The 20,566-nt window shown below is 58.3% G+C and carries 16 protein-coding genes and 3 pseudogenes; 7 read left to right on the top strand and 12 right to left on the bottom strand.

Annotation, left to right across the window (positions count from 1 at the left end; all coding sequences use genetic code 11):
- The first annotated feature begins 143 nt into the window (after positions 1 to 143).
- Positions 144 to 593 carry a hypothetical protein gene (locus BLV09_RS15475; protein ID WP_146687939.1) on the top strand — a complete coding sequence of 150 codons (450 nt, stop codon included), beginning with the start codon at positions 144 to 146 and terminating at the stop codon, positions 591 to 593.
- Here BLV09_RS15475 and BLV09_RS15470 read toward each other — a convergent pair.
- Positions 568 to 1,581 carry an NADP-dependent oxidoreductase gene (locus BLV09_RS15470; RefSeq protein WP_197685046.1) on the bottom strand — a complete coding sequence of 338 codons (1,014 nt, stop codon included), beginning with the start codon at positions 1,579 to 1,581 and terminating at the stop codon, positions 568 to 570. The two genes, BLV09_RS15475 and BLV09_RS15470, sit on opposite strands and share 26 nt — an antisense overlap.
- 104 nt (positions 1,582 to 1,685) lie before the next feature.
- Positions 1,686 to 2,129 carry a hypothetical protein gene (locus tag BLV09_RS15465; protein ID WP_146687938.1) on the bottom strand — a complete coding sequence of 148 codons (444 nt, stop codon included), beginning with the start codon at positions 2,127 to 2,129 and terminating at the stop codon, positions 1,686 to 1,688.
- Between the two features lie 196 nt (positions 2,130 to 2,325).
- Between BLV09_RS15465 and BLV09_RS15460 the strand changes: the two genes are divergently transcribed.
- From BLV09_RS15460 to BLV09_RS15445, 4 genes are all read left to right on the top strand, one after another.
- Positions 2,326 to 3,444 (top strand): AI-2E family transporter, encoded by a 1,119-nt coding sequence (locus tag BLV09_RS15460; RefSeq protein WP_146687937.1) that lies wholly within the window; start codon positions 2,326 to 2,328, stop codon positions 3,442 to 3,444.
- Between the two features lie 1,138 nt (positions 3,445 to 4,582).
- Positions 4,583 to 5,512: an HlyD family secretion protein gene (locus BLV09_RS15455; protein ID WP_167558745.1), complete on the top strand. Its 930-nt coding sequence runs from the start codon at positions 4,583 to 4,585 to the stop codon at positions 5,510 to 5,512.
- A gap of 43 nt (positions 5,513 to 5,555) precedes the next feature.
- Complete coding sequence (locus tag BLV09_RS15450) at positions 5,556 to 7,046, top strand: DHA2 family efflux MFS transporter permease subunit (RefSeq protein ID WP_146687935.1); 1,491 nt, start codon at positions 5,556 to 5,558, stop codon at positions 7,044 to 7,046.
- Positions 7,047 to 7,113: 67 nt separating this feature from the next.
- Positions 7,114 to 7,587: a phosphate-starvation-inducible PsiE family protein gene (locus tag BLV09_RS15445; RefSeq protein ID WP_146687934.1), complete on the top strand. Its 474-nt coding sequence runs from the start codon at positions 7,114 to 7,116 to the stop codon at positions 7,585 to 7,587.
- Positions 7,588 to 7,605: 18 nt separating this feature from the next.
- Here BLV09_RS15445 and BLV09_RS15440 read toward each other — a convergent pair whose 3' ends face one another.
- The 7 genes and pseudogenes from BLV09_RS15440 to BLV09_RS15410 all read right to left on the bottom strand — a co-directional run bounded on the left by BLV09_RS15440 (position 7,606) and on the right by BLV09_RS15410 (position 14,727).
- On the bottom strand, positions 7,606 to 7,998 hold the full coding sequence (locus tag BLV09_RS15440) for a PRC-barrel domain-containing protein (RefSeq protein WP_146687933.1): 393 nt from the start codon (positions 7,996 to 7,998) through the stop codon (positions 7,606 to 7,608).
- 140 nt (positions 7,999 to 8,138) lie between these two features.
- Positions 8,139 to 8,531 carry a hypothetical protein gene (locus BLV09_RS15435; RefSeq protein ID WP_146687932.1) on the bottom strand — a complete coding sequence of 131 codons (393 nt, stop codon included), beginning with the start codon at positions 8,529 to 8,531 and terminating at the stop codon, positions 8,139 to 8,141.
- 222 nt (positions 8,532 to 8,753) lie between these two features.
- Entirely contained in the window at positions 8,754 to 8,942 is a 189-nt protein-coding gene (locus BLV09_RS15430) for a DUF2188 domain-containing protein (protein WP_072816789.1), read from the bottom strand.
- Between the two features lie 161 nt (positions 8,943 to 9,103).
- Positions 9,104 to 9,477: pseudogene (locus BLV09_RS15425) on the bottom strand (ParB/Srx family N-terminal domain-containing protein); the annotation flags it as partial.
- A 503-nt stretch (positions 9,478 to 9,980) separates the two neighbouring features.
- Complete coding sequence (locus tag BLV09_RS15420; RefSeq protein ID WP_146687931.1) at positions 9,981 to 11,576, bottom strand: putative bifunctional diguanylate cyclase/phosphodiesterase; 1,596 nt, start codon at positions 11,574 to 11,576, stop codon at positions 9,981 to 9,983.
- A gap of 643 nt (positions 11,577 to 12,219) precedes the next feature.
- Positions 12,220 to 12,639, bottom strand: a pseudogene (locus BLV09_RS37280) (IS110 family transposase); the annotation flags it as partial.
- A gap of 471 nt (positions 12,640 to 13,110) precedes the next feature.
- On the bottom strand, positions 13,111 to 14,727 hold the full coding sequence (locus BLV09_RS15410) for a putative bifunctional diguanylate cyclase/phosphodiesterase (protein ID WP_167558743.1): 1,617 nt from the start codon (positions 14,725 to 14,727) through the stop codon (positions 13,111 to 13,113).
- Positions 14,728 to 14,860: 133 nt separating this feature from the next.
- Between BLV09_RS15410 and BLV09_RS15405 the strand changes: the two genes are divergently transcribed.
- Positions 14,861 to 15,847 carry a helix-turn-helix domain-containing protein gene (locus BLV09_RS15405; protein WP_146687928.1) on the top strand — a complete coding sequence of 329 codons (987 nt, stop codon included), beginning with the start codon at positions 14,861 to 14,863 and terminating at the stop codon, positions 15,845 to 15,847.
- Between the two features lie 228 nt (positions 15,848 to 16,075).
- Here the strand turns inward: BLV09_RS15405 and BLV09_RS15400 are convergent, their stop codons facing one another.
- Both BLV09_RS15400 and BLV09_RS15395 read right to left on the bottom strand, forming a co-directional pair.
- Positions 16,076 to 17,449 carry a transposase gene (locus BLV09_RS15400; protein WP_146687927.1) on the bottom strand — a complete coding sequence of 458 codons (1,374 nt, stop codon included), beginning with the start codon at positions 17,447 to 17,449 and terminating at the stop codon, positions 16,076 to 16,078.
- Positions 17,450 to 17,777: 328 nt separating this feature from the next.
- Positions 17,778 to 18,404 (bottom strand): cyclic nucleotide-binding domain-containing protein, encoded by a 627-nt coding sequence (locus BLV09_RS15395; RefSeq protein ID WP_146687926.1) that lies wholly within the window; start codon positions 18,402 to 18,404, stop codon positions 17,778 to 17,780.
- A 374-nt stretch (positions 18,405 to 18,778) separates the two neighbouring features.
- Here BLV09_RS15395 and BLV09_RS15390 point away from each other — a divergent pair.
- Positions 18,779 to 18,913, top strand: a pseudogene (locus tag BLV09_RS15390) (ABC transporter substrate-binding protein); the annotation flags it as partial.
- A gap of 176 nt (positions 18,914 to 19,089) precedes the next feature.
- Here the strand turns inward: BLV09_RS15390 and BLV09_RS15385 are convergent.
- On the bottom strand, positions 19,090 to 20,415 hold the full coding sequence (locus BLV09_RS15385; protein ID WP_146687925.1) for an adenylate/guanylate cyclase domain-containing protein: 1,326 nt from the start codon (positions 20,413 to 20,415) through the stop codon (positions 19,090 to 19,092).
- Positions 20,416 to 20,566: the final 151 nt, after the last annotated feature.

Raw genomic sequence — 20,566 nt, 5'->3', positions numbered from 1 at the left:
ACTGCGACGTGGTTGCCGAACTATTCGAATCTCTGCCGCTTTTGCAGCGCGGGCGTACTTCTTGCATGCACGACAAGGTGTGCGTTGACGTCTGTCAACAATGCGCGTCTTTTCGGTCTGGGCTCCTCGTAGGGGCTAGCCAATTGGATGAAGTTCTGCGGCGACACCCGAAGGCAAATGGCCTTTTCGACGGAGTGATCTCGCAGAGTGCGCGACGCCGGCGAATTGCCGCGGGTTGGGCCGAACCCTGGGAGAACATTTTGGGGCAGCCTAATTTTTCAGCGTCACAAAGCAAAAAGCACTGGAACCAATCGCAATCCGCGAAATTCCCTTTCCGGCTGGGCAACGCAGGGATAGCTCTGATGACAGGGAGTTTGCTGGACGAGTGCTGTGAGTCCATCCTGAAGATTGCCGAAACTCAGCCTCCCGTTGGGAAAATGGCCATTTCAATGATGGCTGAGATGTTCCGTGAAAATTCCGGCCAGGCGGCCCGCGACGGACAGCTTTCATCGTCGCAAGACTTCCAAGCGCCTGATCGGCAGCCGATACCTTTTCGTGGGCGCACCACTACGCGTCATGCACTGAAAGGATAATCTTTCCGAGCACGTGACCCTCGGCGAGGCGCTCGTGCGCCTTGGAGGCCCGGGCGAGGGGATAACATTCGGCGATCGGAACTTTGAGCTTTGCTGCCTGCACCGCGGCGTTGAGGCGCTCGAATTCGCGGACCCCGGAGATGCCGTCATAACGGATCAGGGTCATGCCGCGCCGTTTTTTCGGCGCAGGCTCGACGCCGTTGGGGTGCGCAACACGGCCGCCGGGCCGAAGCACACTCAGGCAGCGTTCCAGCCCGTCTCCGCCGGCGAGAGCCAGGATCGCATCGACGCCATCAGGCGCAAAACGACGCGCGTGATTGTCGACATCGGGGCGCTTGCCGTCGACTGCGGCATGCGCACCCATCTCCCGCACCAGTTCTAGCCCTTCCCTGCCCGATGCGGTCGCAAACACCTTGGCGCCGCGGAGCCTTGCGAATTGCACCGCAAGCGTCCCCACGCCTCCCGAGGCGCCGTGAATGATGATGGTCTCGCCCTTTTTTAAACCCAGCGCATCGTCAATGCCCTGCAGCGCGGTCAAGCCCGTGATCGGGATCGCGCCGGCATGCCGCAGATCCAGCCGCTTGGGGATCGGCGCGACCTTGTCGGCAGGCACCGCGACATATTCGGCGTAGAAGCCGCCCTTCGGATTCTCCCAATTGTAGGAATAGACTTCGTCGCCGACCTTCAGCCGCCGCACCCGCGAGCCGACTTTTGCGATGATGCCGGCACCGTCATAGCCGAGAACCAGTGGAAAATGCGGCTTGCGGGACGCAAAAAATCCTTCCCGAACATCGGCGTCCCATCGGCCGACGCCGGCGGTATCGACGGCGATCAAGACTTCGCCGGCATCGACTTCCGGGACCGGCAAAGCGTGAGCGGTGATCACCTCGGGTCCGCCGAAGCGGTCGATGGCGGCAGCGAACATGGTGCGGGGCACATGCATCGTGCGATGGCTAGGGTTAGGAAAATTGCGGGTGCGATCGAGCATGACAGGGATCTCACGGTGGGACGTTCAGCTTCATGGACGTGGTTGCCGGCCGCGGCGCTGACGTTGCCGCGGCAACGCAATCTGTCGTTGATGGCGATCAAGGATCACACCTTGATTTCCAGTTCGAACGACTTGACCAGGGCCATCGACAGCAGGACAGGATTGACGCTGATGACGCGAAACGTTTGGAGCTTGCCGTCCTTTCCGCTGATCGAGACATAGTCGCCCGGCAAAAACGCATGTTCACCGAGCTTGTAGCCGACTTCATCGTCGTCATCCCGACCGGGATCGTACTCGAAAACCCAGCGTGCGTGTTCAGCGCCGCCAGGCTTGTGCATGAGGCGACCGACTTCGTCGTCCTCGCCTGCCCAAAACCGCCGAACCCGGCAGTAGTCACGATACTTCTTCCAGAGGATCGGATCGATGTGTCCCTCGGGATCGAGCGGCGCAATGAAATCATATCCATGGCGTGACGAGCCGTCGGGAAATTCCCGGGAACGGGCAAGAGTCAGAAGGATGCGATTGAGGTCAACCAGTTCAGCCGGCATGGTGCGATTCCTGAATATTCCGTTCGAGTTACAAATCGCAGACCGGCAGAGAAAACCATGATGATTGTCAAGCGCGGCGGGAAAAGAGATTGGCAGTTGATGGCGATCAACGTCCGCGCAGGCATGCAAGTTAACCTCTGCTGAAGCCGGCGACAGCGGAAAAGAATGTGCCGGCGCGACCGGGATCTAATCGCTCATGCCGCGCCATGGAATCTTGCCGAGCAATGATGGAAGCCAGCTCCGGCCCTTTGAGAAGCCGGCGCTGCCTTTCGATTCACGCACACGGGCGCTCACCCGAGCCGCTATCGCAATTCTGGTGCTGTTGCTGGCGGCCTGGGTCGCGCGCAATTTTTTGGCGGCGCTGACCTGGGCCGTGGTGATCGCCATCACCGCCTGGCCGATCTACGCCCGGTTCCAGAGTCTCGTCTTCGGCGGCCGGTCTCCGGTGTTGGCGCCGTTGCTGTTTACGCTCATGACCGGTCTCGTTCTCCTGGTGCCCATCGTTTTGGCTGTGCACCAGATCGCGCAGGGCAGCGATGCTTTCGCGCGGTCGCTCAATCAGCTGCAGGAGAGCGGACTACGAGTTCCCGCCTGGCTCGCAGAACTGCCGATCGCCGGCAAATACCTTGACCTTTGGTGGCGGGCGAACCTCAGCAATCCGGAGGTCTTGGTAGAATGGCTGCGCGGGGTGAACACCGAAAATATCACAGCCTGGACCGGCACGCTGGGGGGCGCGTTGCTGCACCGGCTGTTTCTATTCCTGATCACTCTGGTCGCGCTGTTCCTGGTATTCCGCGACGGTGCATGGTTGGCAGATCACGCACTAGCCACCGTCGGCCGCCTGCTTGGGGATCCCGGCGAACGCCTGGTGAGCAAAATCGCGGATGCAATCCGCGCTACCGTGAACGGCACAGTCGCAGCCGCGATCCTAAAAGGTGCGATTATCGGCATTGGGTATGTCCTGTCAGGAGTGCCACATCCGCTGCTTTTCACGGTGTTGACGATGACGCTGGCGATGGTACCGCTCGGTGCGTGGCTGGCGCTCGCCGCGGCGGCGCTGATACTGCCTGTTCATGACGGTAGCTGGTTGGTGGCTGCAGGGTTGTTTAGCTTCGGCGCGGCGACGTTGCTGATCGGTGACAATGTCATTCAGCCGGCGCTGATCGGAGGTGCTGCACGACTGCCATTCTTGTTGGTGCTGATCGGAATTCTTGGCGGTATGCAATCGTTTGGATTTCTTGGCCTGTTCCTGGGGCCCGTGATCATGGCGGCGCTGCTGACCATATGGCGCGAATGGATCGAGGTCGGGAGTTGATCGGAGACGTAACGGTTCAAGCCATCTTAATGCGCTGACCAAATCACCTAAAGGCGGCGCCCGCGTTCCCTGGACTGCATCGGATCGTCATACGCGCCGAGCGTCTTGATGACGTGGTTGCACGCCCTGCACTCAAACGTATGCAGGTCGGTACCCAGAAATGCCGGCATGATCTGGACGAGCATCATCTGGGCCTGGCACTTCGGACAGGCAGGACGCTTAATGGGAGCGAGCCGAACGATGGACGACAGGGGTTGAGGTTCTGCCATAATGCTTCCTTCGAAGAACGTGAGTGCAACACCCGGGATCATCGGTCCTGTCCAGCGGCCGAACTCCAACTAAATGAGTATGCCCGTCCGGTTGCCCGTTCGCTGTTCAATATTGCTCAGTTTCCGAAAACTGCTTCCTGCTTTTTTCTGGTTTTCCACTGAGTCTTTTTCCGTCCATCAAAATCCGGAGATTTATTTGCAAAAAAGGACCGCGCGGCTTTCGCCGGCGGTCCAAGTCAGGGAGGAAACGCCCTGGGAGGGCAGCAACAGCGGGGAGCTATCGCTGATCTTGTTTTGCAGATCAAAAAGCCCCGCGCATTGACAGGGCTCAATCTTTGCTCACGCTTCTTCTGCTCACGCTACATTCACGCGGTTGACGCGTCGTTCCGTGATGCCGATCACGTCGGCGGGCGTCCTCACGACTCCAGGATTAACTGACACCTTGTTCCAGGAGGGATGCTCCCACGATCCTGATCGCCTCCGCAATAAAACGGCCGTGTATGCCGGGTCCGGAAATAATGACGCCCGTCAAGGCACTTGCGATCTGCGTGATGTCACATGATGGCGAATCCAGACGGCGGCGCCCAAGACGGAGACATCACGCAATGAGGGATAACGCCCTCGAAAAGATCTCAGACGCCGCCGAACCCAGCGTTGCCCGCACGACCCCAAGCTATTCGCCTCAGGTCAATCGGGAAAATCCTGGCTCGACAGATGCATCTGGCAATCGGAGCGCGCCGGCCGCACCGCCGAATCGTTGGCGCCGGCCTCTCCTGATCCTGGGCCCCGTCGCCTTGATCGTCGGAGCGCTAGTCCTTTATCTAGCCACCGGTCGCTATGTTACGGAGGAAGATGCTTACGTTCAGGCAGTGAATGTCTCGATCAGCCCGCAAGTCGCGGGTCAGGTCGTTACCATCGCGGCCAAATCGAACACCGCAGTCAGGAAAGACGATTCGCTCTTCGACCTCGATCCCGAGCCATATCGAATCGCACTGGCCAATGCCGAGGCGCAGCTTGGCGTCGCGCGTGACCAGGCCCGTACCCTGATCGAGACCTATCGCTCGCGCCTCAAACAAATCGATCAAGCCAAGGCGACGGCAGATTATGCGCAAACCTCGTTCGAGCGCCAGCAGCACCTTTATGATACTGGCGCCGCGCCACGGGCCACGCTCGATGCTGCGATACGCGACTTTCAAGCGGCGAAGGCCAATCTGGCCAGCCTGCAACGGGAGGCCGCGGCGGCGCTCGCCCAACTTGGCGGCAACCCGGACATGCCGGTCTATCAGCAGGTCACCGTGAAACAGGCGCAGGCGGCTGTCGACCTTGCGGCGCGCAATCTGCGGCTCACTTCTATCGTCGCGCCATTCGACGGCATCCCCAATAATGTCGAGAGCATCGCCGTCGGAGCCTTTCTCAATGCCGGCCAATCCGCCTTTCCGCTGGTATCGACGAACGATCTGTACATCGAAGCCAACATCAGGGAGACCGATCTCACCTATGTGAAAGAGGGCGATCCGGCGCGCTTCACCATTGATGCCTATCCAGACTCCCCCATCGCCGCCAAGGTAACGACACTGGCCCCGGCGAGCGGATCGGTCTTCGCCCTGTTGCCGCCGCAAAATGCCACCGGCAACTGGGTCAAGGTCGTGCAGCGTATACCGGTCCGTCTTTCCTTCGGCCAGGTCCCGGACGGCCTCGCGTTGCGTGCCGGCATGAGCGTCAAGATTTCAATCAATACCGGCCACCGACGCTCGCTCAACGAGTTGTGGCGTGACATCACCGCGATCTTCGGGGCCTGACGTGGCGAGGGCAGCGGACAGAAGCGGGGTCATCAATCGGGCAATGGTTACGGCGACCGTGATGCTTGCGACTTTGATGCAGGCGCTTGACACCACGATCGCCAATGTGGCGCTCCCTTATATGCAGGGCAGCCTGTCCGCGACGAGCGACCAGATCAATTGGGTGCTGACCTCCTATATCGTGGCGGCCGCAATCATGATGCCGGCGACCGGCTGGCTCGAAGCGAGGTTCGGCCGCAAGCCATTATTCCTGACGGCGGTGGTCGGTTTCATCGTGACTTCGATGCTCTGCGGCGCGGCCGTATCGCTTCCGCAGATCGTGGCCTTCCGCCTGCTCCAGGGCATCTTTGGCGCGCCGCTCGTGCCGCTGTCACAATCCGTGTTGCTCGACACCTATCCCCCCGAGCAGCAGGGCCAGGCCATGGCGGTGTTCGGGCTTGGCGTGATGCTCGGACCGATCCTCGGCCCGACGCTCGGCGGCTGGCTCACGGATTCCTACAGCTGGCGCTGGGTGTTCTACGTCAACGTGCCTTTCGGTGTGCTGTGCGCTCTCGGCATCCTGCTGTTCCTCGGACGGCGCGCCGACCGACCGCTGGCTGGACGGCTGGATTGGCTCGGTTTCTCGACGCTCGCGCTCGGCATTGGGGCCTTGCAACTCTTCCTCGATCGTGGCGAGCGGCTCGACTGGTTCGCCTCGCACGAGATCCAGATCGAGGTCGCACTCTGCGTGCTCGGCTTCTACCTCTTTACCGTTCACACTGTGTCGGCGCGCGACCCGTTCATCGATCCCGCGGTGTTCCGCAACCGGAATTTCATGATCGGCATCATCCTGATTTTTATCGTTGGCGTCGTGCTGCTGGCGACACTGGCGATGTTGACGCCCTATCTCGAGCAACTCATGAACTATCCCGTGCTGACGGCGGGTCTCGTTCTCGCGCCGCGCGGAGTCGGGACCATGATAGCGATGTTGATCGTCGGGCAACTCATCCGGTTCATCGATGCGCGGCTCCTGATCGCTACCGGTTTTGGAACCACCGGATTTGCGCTCTATCTGATGACAGGCTTCACACCCGATGTATCACAGGGCACCTTGATCCGCACCGGTCTGATGCAAGGCATCGGCATCGGCTTCGTCTTCGTGCCGTTGAGTACGATCGCGTTCGGTACGCTGGCGCCGGCGCTGCGCACACAGGGAACCGGGCTCTACAACCTGATGCGCAATATCGGGGCAAGCATCGGCATCTCTACAATGAGTTATCTGCTGGTACGCAATATCGCTATCACGCAGTCGGCGCTCGTCGAGCACATCACGCCCTACCGGCAGTTTGTGCGCGACTACGCCCACCAACTCAATATCGTCACCCTGAGCGGACGCGCCGCGCTCGCGCAAACAGTGACCGCGCAGGCGGAAGCCGTCGCCTTCATCGACAGTTTCAAGCTCATGATGCTCGTGTCTTTCCTGGCGATCCCATTGGTGATCCTGGTGCAACGTCCGAGCCGGCAGCTCGGCAACCAAGGCCCCGTTTCGGATTGATCGAACATGGCTTCGGGGCGTCACCACCGTCGTCCAACAAGGATTTTTGTGCGTGCGGGAGACTTCGATGTCAATTAAGGAAGAGCTAAGGGATGCCGGGGAGAAATTCAGGTTGCTTTCGCTATATCAGCGATTCGAACACATCGTCGTTCTGATCCTCACGGCATTGATCGCCGTCATCGTCGTCGCGGCGATCTGGAACCTGAGCCTGAAGATTCTGTTTGGTCTCGTTCTGTCCGGAAGTCTCGACCCCTCCGACTACTCAGCTTTCCAGGCGGTGTTTGGCATGATCTTTACGGTGATCATTGCGCTCGAATTCAAGAAATCGCTTCTAGTGATGGCCGAACGCCGCGACAGCGTTGTCCAGATCCGCTCGGTCGTCATGATCGCGCTGCTCGCGATCTGCCGGAAGGTGATCATTCTCGATCTGGCGGAAACAGATGCGATGCACACACTGGCTCTTGCGGCCGCGATCCTCGCCCTCGGTATCGTCTACTGGCTGATCCGCGACAGCGATCAGTGCCTCGATAATACGGCTTGAGGTTACAGAGCGACGGGTTCACCGACCGGTGAGGAAAACCGGCAGTTTTTCCAGTGCCGCGCGACTTGCTCCCGGCAATACAATGTTGCCGGAGGGATCGTCCAGTTTGAGGCTGCGGAAGGGAATGGCGACAACCTGGCCGGTAAGTCCGGTAAAATCGCCGACGGCAAGAACAACGAAAATGCTGCCATCCTTGCCAAAAATGAAATCGTTGACCCTCCCGATCGGATCGTTTTTGTCGTTGACCACCGGCTTCAATCTAAGGGCGTCGCCGCGATAGCCTTTTGCGACCTCCGTGGCCTGAAGAGGCGTAAGTGCGATTTCCTGGGCGGCCCCATGACCCGTCCACGAAGAGAGAACGACGGTGGTCAAAACCACCGCAGGCAAGAACGAGAAGCAGGATCTGTTCATGATATCACCATCGCTTTCCAGGGACACGCCGCGCCAGCTTCGGTGCTTCGCTAAGCCGGAAGGCAGCTCCGTCCATTCAGTCTCGCTCGGGTCACCGAATAAGCGGACCGCGTACGCCCTTGTCCGGTCGCGATCGGCGGCTACCGGGGAGGCCGGTCGGAGCTGTTGGGATTCGAACCAGTAGTGACTTCGTCCATGACGATTTCGGTCACCAGCTTGGTTTCCGGATCGATCAATACGATTCGGTCTGGCAGTTTCACGAACAGCAGTTGCTTTGCCTCGGGAACCCGATCGCTGACGTCGCTCGGAAGCGCTTGCGCCGTCAAGGAATCAGGAAGCATGTTGCCGACTTCCGGTTGCACGCCGACCGGCGCGGCCTGTGAAGGCGAAGCCGCGAGCCCTTGGCTAACCGTTCTTTCCTGCGTTGGCGTTAGATTGGGATGGTCGGCGCCGGGCCCTCTCTGGGCAGCGGCGAAGCCGATGCTGCCGAAAATCGCAAGGGTGATTGCGCCTGCGTAAATGAGTCTACTCATGCCTCTCTCCTGATGAGCTGAAGGATTCAGACCAATCTCGCTATCGCCAAACGCGTGATGATGTGGATTTGATAGTGGCAGGAAGCCTGGGGAGCGTTGACCGTTGTCAAGATCGTGCTCGATTAACTTGGGTGGTTCCGCGAATGTGCGGACATGATGGGCGACGTCGATCCGGTCTCCGCCCTGGTGACGCCCGCCGCACGCTTGGCTTCACGGTGCCGGTTAGGATTCGATGCGAGTCCCGGGTACTGAAAGCTGGACCTCGTACCCTTCCCGAACTGCCAATGACGCGGCAGCAACGGCCGCCTCGAAGGCGGATTCCTTGGTTTGGTAGCTGCCCACAGGCTCGCCATCGTGTTTGACGCGCCAGACACCGCCGGAGCCGACAACCTCGTAGCTCGCTATTGCCATGATGGCTCTCCGATTTGGGAGACGTAACTCGCATGCGAGGAGCAGGTTCCAGATCACCAACCCACGCGACTCACGGAGTGCCGTGTCTGGCGTGTACCGGCGAGTCGAATTGCCCCCAACTCGCCAAGAACAATCTTATCATCCGTCAATGCAAATGGTCGAGGCGGGAGGACATTCCGCCGACAGCAATCATCGAGGCTGATTTCGTGTGGATCGTTCGCGGTGTCGATGACGCAGCGGATCGGCTCAGTCTTTTTGATCTCCTTGCGCTTGACGCGGAGAAACTGCGCCAGCCTGCGACCTTCGCCGATGGTGACCAAATAGAACCCGGTGGCCGCGCCTTCCACGTTCAGTCCGGTTCGACGACAAGATTTTGCAGGACGCCCTTCGCGGCAATGCTGGCGGCATACGCCTCGATCGACGCCTCGCTGTGGGGCGTCTTGCGGGCGTTGTTCGGGGACTTCTTGAGTTTGTTGAGTGGAATGAAACGCTCAGTACCACTCTCAGCGACGGTCGCAGTTTTCTTGGCAGACATAATCGATCTCCTTTCAGGGTTGGGGTGCAAGCGCACCTCTGCGCCCTGCCCGTCGGCGAGACCGGGGCAGCAAGGGCAAGGGCGGCGGGGGATCGCCCGGCCTGCACAAGCGGGTTTCGGTTGTGAGCTTTCCGGTCTTGTCGTCCGCGCGGAAGGTCGGGGAGACTGCTCCGGCCGGTCCCGGCTTTGCCGGGACTTCACCCTTGCCGGCGCGAGGGCGGAGCCCTTAGCCCCTCAACAAAAAAGGGCGTCTGTGCCGCAGCGAAGCGGAGGCCAGTCGGCAGTCGCGAGACCGGTAAAAAAGGCACCCGCAGGAGGGTTCTCTAATTGCGGGCGCAGGGTCAACCGTTTTCTAGCCTTTGTAATGCCCCGCCAATAGCGGCGGTCGGGACCTAACGTCTGCTTTCGGTCCAAGAACGAATCTGGCGCGCACACTGCAGTATGTCGCTGAAGGATCCCGTAACGGACATTCGGGCTCGATCGTTCTGTTATCCAACACCCATTTAGGCAGCGGCGGAGTCGTAGGGTAAACGGTGCAGAAGGGTGGGAATATCCGCCGCAGGGATGGCCTTGCTGAAGAGGTAGCCTTGACCCTCGGTGCAGCCATTGGCCTTGAGGTACGCCAACTGCCCAGCGTCTTCGACGCCCTCGGCTGTGGTCGTCAAGCCAAATCCTTTTGCAAGGCCGAGGATCGCGCGGACGATCACTTGACTTTCCTCGCTCTGGTCGAGACGCGATACAAAGCTTCGGTCAATCTTTATCTTGTCGAGATGAAACGAAAGCAACTGACTCAGCGTGGCGTAGCCTGTGCCGAAATCATCGAGCGCGATACGCACGCCGGCCTGACGAAGCTGATCGATCACGGTCTGCGCAACCTCAATATTCTCAACGAGCCCGCTCTCGGTGATTTCAATCTCCAAATGACGCGGGTTGAATCCGGTCTGCCCCAGAATGGATAGAAGGCGCAGCCCGAGCGTCGGATCGCGCAACTGAACCGGCGAAACATTGAAGGCGAGCACGAAGGTTGTCGGCCACGTATTTGCGTCAAGACACGCCCGGCGGAAAAGCTGATCGCTGAGCCCATTGATGAGGCAGGTTTCCTCCGCAATGGGAATAAAAACATCGGGAGGAATGAACCCCAGATCGCTGTCTTCCCAACGCGCAAGTGCTTCAAACCCAATGATGCGATTGCCGTCCAGCGACACCAAAGGCTGATAATATGGGACAATGCCATTGGACGCTATTGCGCTTCGGAGGTCTCGCTCGATCTGGATGCGCCGCTCGACGTGCGTGTCCATCTCGGACTCGAAAAACCGGACGGATGATCGTCCCGCGGCCTTGGCGCGATAGAGCGCGCGATCCGCGCGCCTGACCAGTTCGTCAGCGTGAACACCATCATTCGGAGCGATGGCGATACCAATTCCGACACCGAACTCCGCGGTCACATGCTCGACCACAAACGGTTCGGCGACCGCTGCCGCGATACGCCGCGCCAGATTTGTCGGATCATCGAGGGAGTCGATTTTTGGCATGATGATTGTAAACTCGTCCCCACCAACTCTGGCAAGAAATGCATCCGCCCGCACAATGGCCGAGACCCGCCGAGCAAATTCGCTCAGCGCTTTATCTCCGACGGCGTGGCCGTGGGTGTCGTTCACCGCCTTGAAGCCATCGAGGTCGAGCATGAGAACGGCCGCCTGATGCGTAGCACTGCAAGCGCCAAGATATTCTTCAAGCCTTTCCTCGAAGAATCGGCGATTAGGCAGCCCAGTCAACGGGTCGTGGCGAGCAAGTTTGCGTGCTTCGAGTTCCGCGCCGATGCGAGATTTTATTTCCCTGGAAAGGTCGCGGTAACGCCGAATCGCGTAAATCATCATGGCAATGCTCATGACGAACACGACGAAAATCATGTCGTCGAGCTCCCATTCGGCGTAGTCAATGCCGAGTTGAAACAGCTTGGGGGCAAGATCGTAGGTATGGGCAACAACGTAAGCGAGAACTGCCGCCGCAACAAGGGTGACGGCGTCTCTGGTTTCGGGACGTCGCCAATCAAACCAGTTTATCGCGAGGCCTCGCGACAGTTTCGGTGGCAATTTCATGAAAGCCAAACCTTCGCTGACGCCGGTCGTTCCGGTGAGGGTCTTACAGGTAACCAAAGAGGTTAATTAAGTTGCCGAAGTTGCGCGATTGTTGGAACTTAGCACCCTCCAGCGCTCACGGAACCGTTTCGCGTACTCGCAACTTGGTCAAGCATGCAAAGGTTCGAGACAATTGATCCAAAAGTGGCGAGGGGCTGCCGCGATGACCAGCGGGGCGACCGAGGTCGAGATCCGGACGCGAGAAGTGAACCCTCGCATGGTTTGGCACTTTTTGGACTTGGCGCGATGTCTAACTTGAGTCCGCAATGCGCTGAAAAGCGGACATGCCAGCTCGCGGGCAGACGATGATTTCAGGCATGAGAATAAACTGCCTCGTGTCGAGATCGGCCCAAAAAGTCTAAGTAGCTTGCTGTCAGACGCCGGATCAAATTCCTCTCTGATCGCTCTCCGACGGCTTGGCTCTTGCCGGTTTCAGCGTTCTCTTCGTGGTCGAGACAAATGCTCGCCACAGCATGGCATCGGACGCTGCGGTTCCCAATGTCAGCAACGCAATCCGTTCCGAAAGGGCGGCTGCATAGCTCCTGCTTGTGTCAGCAACAATATGCAGCAGTTCCGTAACCCCTTTACGCCCTACCGGCGCGACAATGCCGAACTCGGCGAAATGGGCGCGGATCGCATTGATTACCGCGGTCTGCCGGCGGATGAACAGATGACGGGTGCGGTGAAGCATCAGGCAGCTCTGCTGCTCGGGTGTCTTGGTTGGCACCTCGCAAATCGCTTCTGCGTCAGCCATGTCATTTTTCTGTCGTTTGACGTAGGGCTTAACGTAAGCCGGCGGCATCAATCGCACCGTAGGGCCAAGTGCCTGGAGTTCGCGCGACCAATGGTGCGACGAAGCGCAAGCTTCTATACCAACCAGGCATCGTGACAGCTTCTGAAAAAACGCCAGGACAGACCGCCGCTTGAGTTGACGGCGGATGACCGCTTGTCCGCCGGCGTCAACGCCGTGAACCTGGAAAACTGACTTAGCAATGTCGAGACTGATTGTCGTGACCGTCTGCATGGTTAGCTCCTCTGAATCGTGGGGGCCTTAACAGGGCCCACATCCGTGGCACTCACGTGCCGGTGGAGGAGCCGTCCACGGCATCACAACCGGACTCATGCACCGCAACAAACCTCGCTATTCAATCTTGGGGGATTTGCTGACCCTCGACGCTGTGTTGGCCGGGATACAAAGGCAAGTGTCGAGCTAAAAAGGATATTTTGATAGACTTGGCTCCGTACCTGCGCGCGATGATGAAGCATTCACGCCAGCTTTGAGCTATGGGGGAAAAAAGCAGGTCGAATTGATCTGGCGGCGCAAATGGATCACGCACCATCAACTCGGCCGAGTACTCAGACGCGGATGTCATTGCACATTGGTAAAGCGGCGAGCCAGGCGCGCGAATCCAAACCGGAATTAAAAGCGACTTGTGAAGACATTTGCGCATTTTGATAGACTCCGCAGTCAATCCGAATGCTGTTTGCTAGTGACCTATGGTTGCAAACTAGGACTACATCCAAAGTCAGGGAGTCGATGAGGATATTGCAATTGCTGGGCCGCCACGGCAGCCGGTACAGGACGTGCGAACAGGTAACCTTGTGCTGCGTCGCAACCGATGGCTTTGAGAAACTCTGCCTGCGCTTGCGTTTCCACGCCTTCAGCAACGATGCTCATCGACAGATTATGCGCTAAGCCCACCATCGCGTTAACAATCGTAGTCGTATTCTGACCCTGCCCGAGCCGAGTGATGAAGGATCTGTCGATTTTGATGGTGTCCACTGGGAAGTCGCGCAGGTGCGTGAGCGAAGCAAAGCCGGTTCCAAAATCGTCAAAGGCAATGCGGACTCCGCTTTGCTTCAAAACTTTGCAGGCATTCAGGACCGCATCCGAAGTGGCGGACAAAAATACCCCCTCAGTTACCTCCGCCTCGATCATCCGCGGGTCCAGGTTAGTAGCCGCAATTGCATTTAGAATGCGGTTTCCGATCTGGTCATCGCGAAATTGGCTTGCAGACAGATTTATAGCGATGCTGACGAACGGGACGCGGGCTATCATCCAGCGCCTCGCTTGGCCTATCGCTGATGCAATCACATGGTTTCCGATTTCCATCGACAGTGACGGATCATCAAATGCCGCCATGAAGGAACCCGGAGGTAAAACCTGCCCGTCGCCCTTGTTCCATCGGAGCAGCGCCTCGAAGCCGCTGTGAGTTCGATCGCGCAGCGTGATCTTTGACTGGTAGTATAGTTCAAGCTGGCCGGTGGCGAGCGCGCTTCGCACACCCCGTAAAGTTTCGAGTTTCTCATTGCAGGTTGTGCGAAGGACTCGCCGGAAGACGCGATGACAATTTTTTCCCGAAGCTTTAGCTTCATCCAGAGCAAGTGCGGCGTCTCGAATAAGTTCATCAGGGTTGAACCTTCGCCCGTCGCAGCGAACCGCGATGCCGATGGATGATGTGAGGTGGAGGGTGTGCCCGTCAAAGCTGAAGGGCAACGCAAGCGCCTCCTGTATGCCCTTCAGGATGTGGCTAAGCGACCGACGGGTGTGCCCCTGAAGAAGGAGGGCGAATTCGTCTTCCCCCATCCGTGCAAGGAAGCCAACGGCGCCCACTGTTGCGATCAGACGGTTGGCAACGCGTTGGAGGCACGCGTCCCCCGCAGCTTGACCATACGTGTCATTGACATCGTCAAAATCGTCGAGGTCTAACAGAATTAGCGCGGCGGATTGACCAAGGGCTTCGGCAGCGCGGGCGCTCTTCCCCAGCTTCTCGCGCATAGCCATCCTGCTGTGGAGCGTCGTTAGGTTATCGAACCTAGCGAGGTGTGGAGCTCGATAGACCAGCTTCCCTGCAAATCCTGGTTGTTCCCTGGGGATTATTCGGCGGACACTGGAGATCGCGTGATCACCGTTCGCGACCGGGCCGTCTATATCTACTCGCAAAGCGCTAGGGAGCGCCGGAAAACCATTCAATTCCAGCACGTGCTGTACTTCCTTTTTAGTTACGGGGTCGCTCATCGCAGGTTCCATATCCAGCTTTTGCTTCAGCCCGTAGTTCCACGGGCTGTTCGGCGTTGAGATCATCCCCTTTCCAAACACTTCGGTAATCATGTCATGCGATCCTTGGACGCCGTAGAACGACGACGCCCTCAGATTGGAGATTGGATCGTATAGCGTGATTGGGATCTCGGATCGGCTGCTTCGGCGCTCTCCGTCGGCTGTTTGATGGTAAAGGAAAAGCTGCATGAAAACTGTGTTTTCGACAAATCATGTGCATGCTCGCGACAAATTTGATTTCTGGCATAGCGTCGCCTGCAAGAATCTCGTCGATCACAACTCTCTGCCGGAATGCCGGCTAACTTTTGACGCCCAAATCGAGACGGGATATCTGGGCAATGTGGAGCTTGTCCTTTTCCACAATTCTCCGATGCAGGTATCACATACCGGGCGCCATATCGCCCATGCCAAATCAGACCACGTGTTCGTGTGCCGACAGGTCGCGGGCGTGATTTTCCTTGAGCAAGACACTCGGAAGGCCGCGCTAGAAGCCGGCGATATGGCGCTGTTGGATCCTCTGCTACCTTACGAGGGAAACTTCTCGGCGGATTCGGAAACTTTAGTCCTCAAGGTTCCGCGGCGCGAGCTGGAGGCACGTGTCGGGAAGACCCGCGACATGGTCGTGCGGTTGATAAAGCCGGTCAGAGTGGAGGACCGTCTGATGTCCTCGTTGTCGGCAATGTTGCCGTCGCTTGCCGGAAAGATGGATACTATAAGCGAGGAGATGGTCGGAAATCATGCGCTCGACTTAATCGCTGTATCGCTCGCCAAAACTATGGAGGCTGACCGCCCCCGAGTTTCCTCTGCCAAAGCGCTCGTGCTGTCAAATGTTCGTTCGGTTATCGAAGTGAGACTGAGGGATCCGACTCTCGACGCGCAGGCGGTCGCTGACGCCGTTGGAGTCAGCGTGCGATATGCCAACGCCGTTCTTGCAGATCACGATACGTCCATCATGCGCCTCATTCAGGCGCGGCGGCTTGCACGCTGCCGATACGCCCTTGAAGATCCGAATCAAGCTCATCGAACCGTCAGCGAAGTCGCATACGGTTGGGGGTTCTCCGACATGACCCATTTTGGAAGACGGTTTAAGAAGGCTTACGGAATTCTGCCCAGCGAATACCAAATTATCGCAAGGCGGGCGGCACGCAGAACCCGCGGGATCGATCGCCAGTGACCGTCCGTCAAGAACCGCGGCTTCCGGTACGGGTCAAAGTGAGAAGAACTAAGTACGAGTATATGTCTTCCCGCTTTACACTTAAACTCGGACATCGTTCGACGCAGCCGGCACTTCGCTTTTGTGCCGATTTTGTTGTAAAAGCCGGTTGCAACCGATTGGGCCGTTGGGCCTTTGGTTAAGAGCCGCAGCTTTTGCGCGCTTGCTCTGACGCTCTCTACGCAACTCCTACGCGATGCACAGAGCCTGAGCGGGTGGCGGTCGGGCCACCAGCGCTGCGAGCCGCCTCAAGTTCTGAGCGATGGCGGCAAGAACAAACTCATCTTGGGCGCCTTGCGGGCCGCGCAGACGAAGCCGACCGAGCCTCAGGATGCGCTTCAAGTGCGCGAACCGCATCTCGATCTTCTTGCGTTCTCGTCGCGACCGGTCAAATCCATCGGTGCCAGCCAGGGCCCGGGCAACGTCGCGTGCGGCTTCGTGCCGGTCACGTGGAATCTTGCGAAACGGGTTCTTAGGACAGCATCGCGCTTTGAGTTCGCAGCCGTCGCAATCGTGCTTTCTCGCCAGATAGAGCAGCGTGGTTCCATCATTCACAAGTGTCCCAGTTGTCGTCAGGGTCTTGCCTGCGGGGCAGTGGTAGACGTCGCGTGTCGGATCATATTGAAAGTCGCTGCGCGAGAAGGTGCCATCATCCCGTTTCGACTTGTCGAACACGGGGATATGTGGCGCGATGCCCTTCTCCTCGACCAACCAGTTCAGCATCGGAGCCGCCCCGTAAGCGGTATCCCCGACAAGCCGCTCTGGCTTGAGACCAAAGCGCTCCTCCGTTCGCTCAATCATGGTCCTCGCCGCTCCGACCTCGGCCTGGCGAATGGAGCGGGAGGCCTCGACATCAACGATGACGCCGAACTTCACATCGATCAGATAATTGTCGGAGTACGCGAAGAATGCCGGTCCCTTGTGAGCTCCGGTCCACTGCGCCGCGGGATCGGACGGCGAGATGAACTTCGGAACGACGTCACTGGCTGCACCCCACGCCGTATCGTCGAGGGTCGCCAGATACTCCTTCACCGCGCGGCTGCACCTCGCCGGATCGCGATCCCTGCGCCAATCCCCACCCGCGATCGAGCGCTGCTTGTTGGCATCGGCCTGGATCAGGCTCGCATCGACGGCAAAGGCTTTGCCACCAACCAGACCAGCTGCAATGCACGCCTCGACGACCCGCTCGAACATACGACGGAAAACATCTCCCTCGCGGAAGCGTTCGTTGCGGGCGCGCGAGAACGCCGAATGATCCGGGACAGCATCCTCGATCCCGAGTTTGCAAAACCAGCGATAGGCGAGGTTCACCTGTACTTCACGACAGATCAGCCGCTCCGAGCGGATCGCAAAGACATACCCAACGACCAGCATCCGGATCATCAGTTCCGGATCGATCGACGGGCGACCCATGGACGAATAATGAGGTGCAAGTTCATTGCGAAGCCAGGAAAGATCGAGAGCAGCATCGATCTTCCTCACCAGGTGATCTTCGGGAATCGCGTCGCTGAGATGAAACTCGTAAAACAGTTGACCTTGGTCACTCTTCAGACGGCCCATCATGGATCGACCTCGCCGAGAATCGCGTCAACACAACGGAATCACGCTTCGCGGTCGGTCTCAACTGACTTTTGCAACAAAATCTGCCAAGAGCTGAAGTGACAACGGCGAACCCGTCAGCCAGGAATTGGTTTGAGGCGACTCGACCCCATTTGTCTCGGCTGCTCTATATCTGAGTTGAGTCAAAGGCTACCTCAGGAGGACTGACCGCCGTTGGCGCAAAGAGGCCATACGGCAAACCCAGCCGTTCCAACGTCGACAACAAAATGTTTGGGTGAAAGTCGGCTTTGCCGGGTCTCCCGCATGTAAGGCTCATCGCCAAGCCAAAAGTTCAAGAAACCGTTGACGCAGTGGCTAGGCTTGTCGAGAGGCGTGATGCATTGGCAATCAAACGGTTGGTGGTCAGCCGCAAGAAGTAAAACGCGATTCCAGGGTTCTGATAGCAGATTTGCGCCAGCTCGCCTTCGCCTATCCAAAGGAGATTAATGTCTGTCAGTGCGCGGGCCGTTTGTGTTCTCTGATGGTCAGCCGAAAACAAGCCGATCTCTCCAAAAAGGTCGCCCGGATGCAGGGTGAAATCGATCTGCTCGATATGGACATTGCCGGATAGGACCATGTAGAGGCGTTCTGCATGATCTCCGCGATTGAAAATAATTTCTCCAGCTTTTAATCGCTCTTCCTTCATAAACGGCTTTAGCCAATCCGTAGATAGGTCTCCCTTTGACGCTATCTCAACCCGCCTTATCAGGCGCAGCATCTGGACAGCGCGCCATGTATTTAGAGGCAGCAGGATCGCGTGCAAGATCAAGACGGGGTAAACGCTGTCGTAAAATCCATAGATAATGAAAGCAAAATTGCTGCAAATGGCTGCGGCGCGCAAAGGGATCATCGTCTTCATACAAAACGTGGCCAAGACCAACGCCGAAGCAAGATAACCCGCAACTTCAATCCAATTCATAGTTCTCTAAGCCCGGCTCGGTCCGACATCACGGATACGCGATTTAGGCGATGGCACGCGCGATCAAACGGATTCGAGTGCACGGGTTGGAGCATTTTTCGGAACATGCTTCAGTTTACCTTCGGATTGCCTGCGCCAACACCGCGTAAATCGGTTCTGTGCTGCGAGCAAGTGAATATTGTGGGCAACGACTTACGCAGCCAAGTCCACGGAGAAAACCAGACGGGTGGCGCTCACCAATTTCCGCTGTTTGCCCAGATAACCGCAGCCATCAAAGCGGGGGGGGGCACGCCATGTTCGGTGCGGATCTTGTGTCCCGAAGCGTAGCCGGTTCAAACGGCCGCGCGCGCGGGCACCAAAGGAACGGCCCAGGCATGTATCTGTTTGAGGTAAAAACGCCCGCCGAATCGAGATACTTTGGCGACTTCTACAAACTGCGCGCCACCATCCCGGCAGCGGAAGCCTTTCGTCCATTGAAAGACGGCGGGTGTGCACTAGTGAACGGCTAATCACCGGCGTGTCTGCTTGCCGAGTGCCGCGCTCACCACAAGAAAAGCCACTTCCGGTCTGGGTCAAAAAGCGAAATACTCATCGCGAGTGGATGTTTCCCGCTTTGCCTCCAAACTCAGACGTAGTTCGATGCGATCGACCACTTCGCAATTGTGCCAGGAACTGACGAAGGACTTTACACGCTTGCGGCGAATAAGTCCCACTGGCCTGGAAGGCCTTTGAGTTCGTGCGATCCGCGCTGAGCAAATTTCAGACCCGCTCCGGCGACAAGGTCGGTGACCACCCGCGATACCAGGACCTCGTTCGAGCCGGAATGGGCCATCACCCTGGCAGCGGCATGCACGGCAATGCCACCGATGTCTTCGCCTCTCAATTCGATCTCACCGGTGTGAAGACCTGCCCGCAAGGCTAAGCCGATTTGCTGGGCAGCCGTACTAAAAGCCAAAGCGCATCGAACCGCGCGCCCGGGTCCATCGAACCTCGCCAGGATGCCGTCACCGGTGCTCTTCACGAATGAGCCGCGATGTTTCTCGACGATCTGCCGGGCAAGATGATCGTGGCTATCCAGCAACGCCCGCCAACGCTGGTCGCCCATGTCGGCTGCGCTGCGCGTCGAGTCCACGATGTCCGTGAAGAGAACCGTGGCCAGAACGCGTTCCAGATCGCTCGAAGAGCCTTCGCGATGGCCCGTAACGAATTCTTCAATGTCTCCGAGCAACTCTTCGAAATCGCCGGCCCAGAACGCGTGGTCGCCGTTGAGGTATTCTATATACTTCGCGCCAGGAATCTCGGCCGCCAGCTTGCGGCCAAGCGCAGCCGGCACCCGGGCGTCGGCTTGGCGATGCAGTACAAGGGTGGGCACTCGCAGTGACGGCAGGATCGAGGTGACATCGATCTGACGGTTTAGCAACATGATCGTTTTGAAAGCGCCGGGGCTGCTTGACAGACGTTCGAACTTGGCGAACTGGGCAACTGTAGCTGGGCTCGCAATTTGGCTCGGAGCAACCGCCTTCATCATTTCGCCGGAGCCCCAATCTTTCACAAGTTTTTCCAGGCGCGTTTGCCAAACCTCGTCCGACATTCGATCGGTGGCGCGGGCGAAGCCGCCAACGAGAACAAGATGCGATACCCTCTGAGGATAGGTCGCGGCGAACAACGTGCTCATGGCACAGCCCTCGGAAAACCCAAACAGGATGGCGCGCTGCGAGCCGATCGCATCCATGATGGCGCGAACGTCGTCCATCCGCTGTTCGAGTGAAGGAGCACCGGCCATTCTGTCGGATAATCCCTGACCTCGCTTGTCAAAGGTCACGACCCTGGCAAAGGCCGACAGGCGGCGTAAGAAAGCCGTAATGCCCGGTAACTCATGCATAAACTCGACGTGCGACACGATGCCGGGCACTAAAATGAGATCAACGGGTCCATCGCCCATCGTCTGATAGGCGATATTTACGTCACCGCTCAATGCGTAACGGGTTTCGGGCAATGTAAATTCGGTCATCTGCCACGCCCTACTCGATAACGGGAGCTGATTGTCGTCCGTAGGACCGGCAGGATCAAGCCTGACCTGAGGTTTCGGATGTCCGTTAATGGGATGGTCCGGCCGTGCTCCTGCCCCGCCAGCAAGCGAAGCTGGCAAGGGGCGCCAAAGA

This window comes from Bradyrhizobium canariense (assembly GCF_900105125.1).
In the GTDB taxonomy this organism is placed as follows: domain Bacteria; phylum Pseudomonadota; class Alphaproteobacteria; order Rhizobiales; family Xanthobacteraceae; genus Bradyrhizobium; species Bradyrhizobium canariense_A.
The sequence above is the reverse complement of the archived record's forward strand: the minus strand, read 5'-3'. Positions and strand labels throughout refer to the sequence as shown.

What these genes read in the sequence shown, in the direction of transcription:
- BLV09_RS15430 (WP_072816789.1), bottom strand. Translation starts at nt 8,942, where the DNA reads ATGGCAATAGCGAGCTACGAGGTTGTCGGCTCCGGCGGTGTCTGGCGC.
- BLV09_RS15395 (WP_146687926.1), bottom strand. Translation starts at nt 18,404, where the DNA reads ATGAATTGGATTGAAGTTGCGGGTTATCTTGCTTCGGCGTTGGTCTTG.
- BLV09_RS15405 (WP_146687928.1), top strand. Translation starts at nt 14,861, where the DNA reads ATGAAAACTGTGTTTTCGACAAATCATGTGCATGCTCGCGACAAATTT.
- BLV09_RS15445 (WP_146687934.1), top strand. Translation starts at nt 7,114, where the DNA reads ATGTCAATTAAGGAAGAGCTAAGGGATGCCGGGGAGAAATTCAGGTTG.
- BLV09_RS15450 (WP_146687935.1), top strand. Translation starts at nt 5,556, where the DNA reads ATGGTTACGGCGACCGTGATGCTTGCGACTTTGATGCAGGCGCTTGAC.
- BLV09_RS15440 (WP_146687933.1), bottom strand. Translation starts at nt 7,998, where the DNA reads ATGAACAGATCCTGCTTCTCGTTCTTGCCTGCGGTGGTTTTGACCACC.
- BLV09_RS15400 (WP_146687927.1), bottom strand. Translation starts at nt 17,449, where the DNA reads ATGATGGGCCGTCTGAAGAGTGACCAAGGTCAACTGTTTTACGAGTTT.
- BLV09_RS15420 (WP_146687931.1), bottom strand. Translation starts at nt 11,576, where the DNA reads ATGAAATTGCCACCGAAACTGTCGCGAGGCCTCGCGATAAACTGGTTT.
- BLV09_RS15410 (WP_167558743.1), bottom strand. Translation starts at nt 14,727, where the DNA reads ATGATTACCGAAGTGTTTGGAAAGGGGATGATCTCAACGCCGAACAGC.
- BLV09_RS15460 (WP_146687937.1), top strand. Translation starts at nt 2,326, where the DNA reads ATGCCGCGCCATGGAATCTTGCCGAGCAATGATGGAAGCCAGCTCCGG.
- BLV09_RS15385 (WP_146687925.1), bottom strand. Translation starts at nt 20,415, where the DNA reads ATGACCGAATTTACATTGCCCGAAACCCGTTACGCATTGAGCGGTGAC.
- BLV09_RS15470 (WP_197685046.1), bottom strand. Translation starts at nt 1,581, where the DNA reads ATGCTCGATCGCACCCGCAATTTTCCTAACCCTAGCCATCGCACGATG.
- BLV09_RS15465 (WP_146687938.1), bottom strand. Translation starts at nt 2,129, where the DNA reads ATGCCGGCTGAACTGGTTGACCTCAATCGCATCCTTCTGACTCTTGCC.
- BLV09_RS15435 (WP_146687932.1), bottom strand. Translation starts at nt 8,531, where the DNA reads ATGAGTAGACTCATTTACGCAGGCGCAATCACCCTTGCGATTTTCGGC.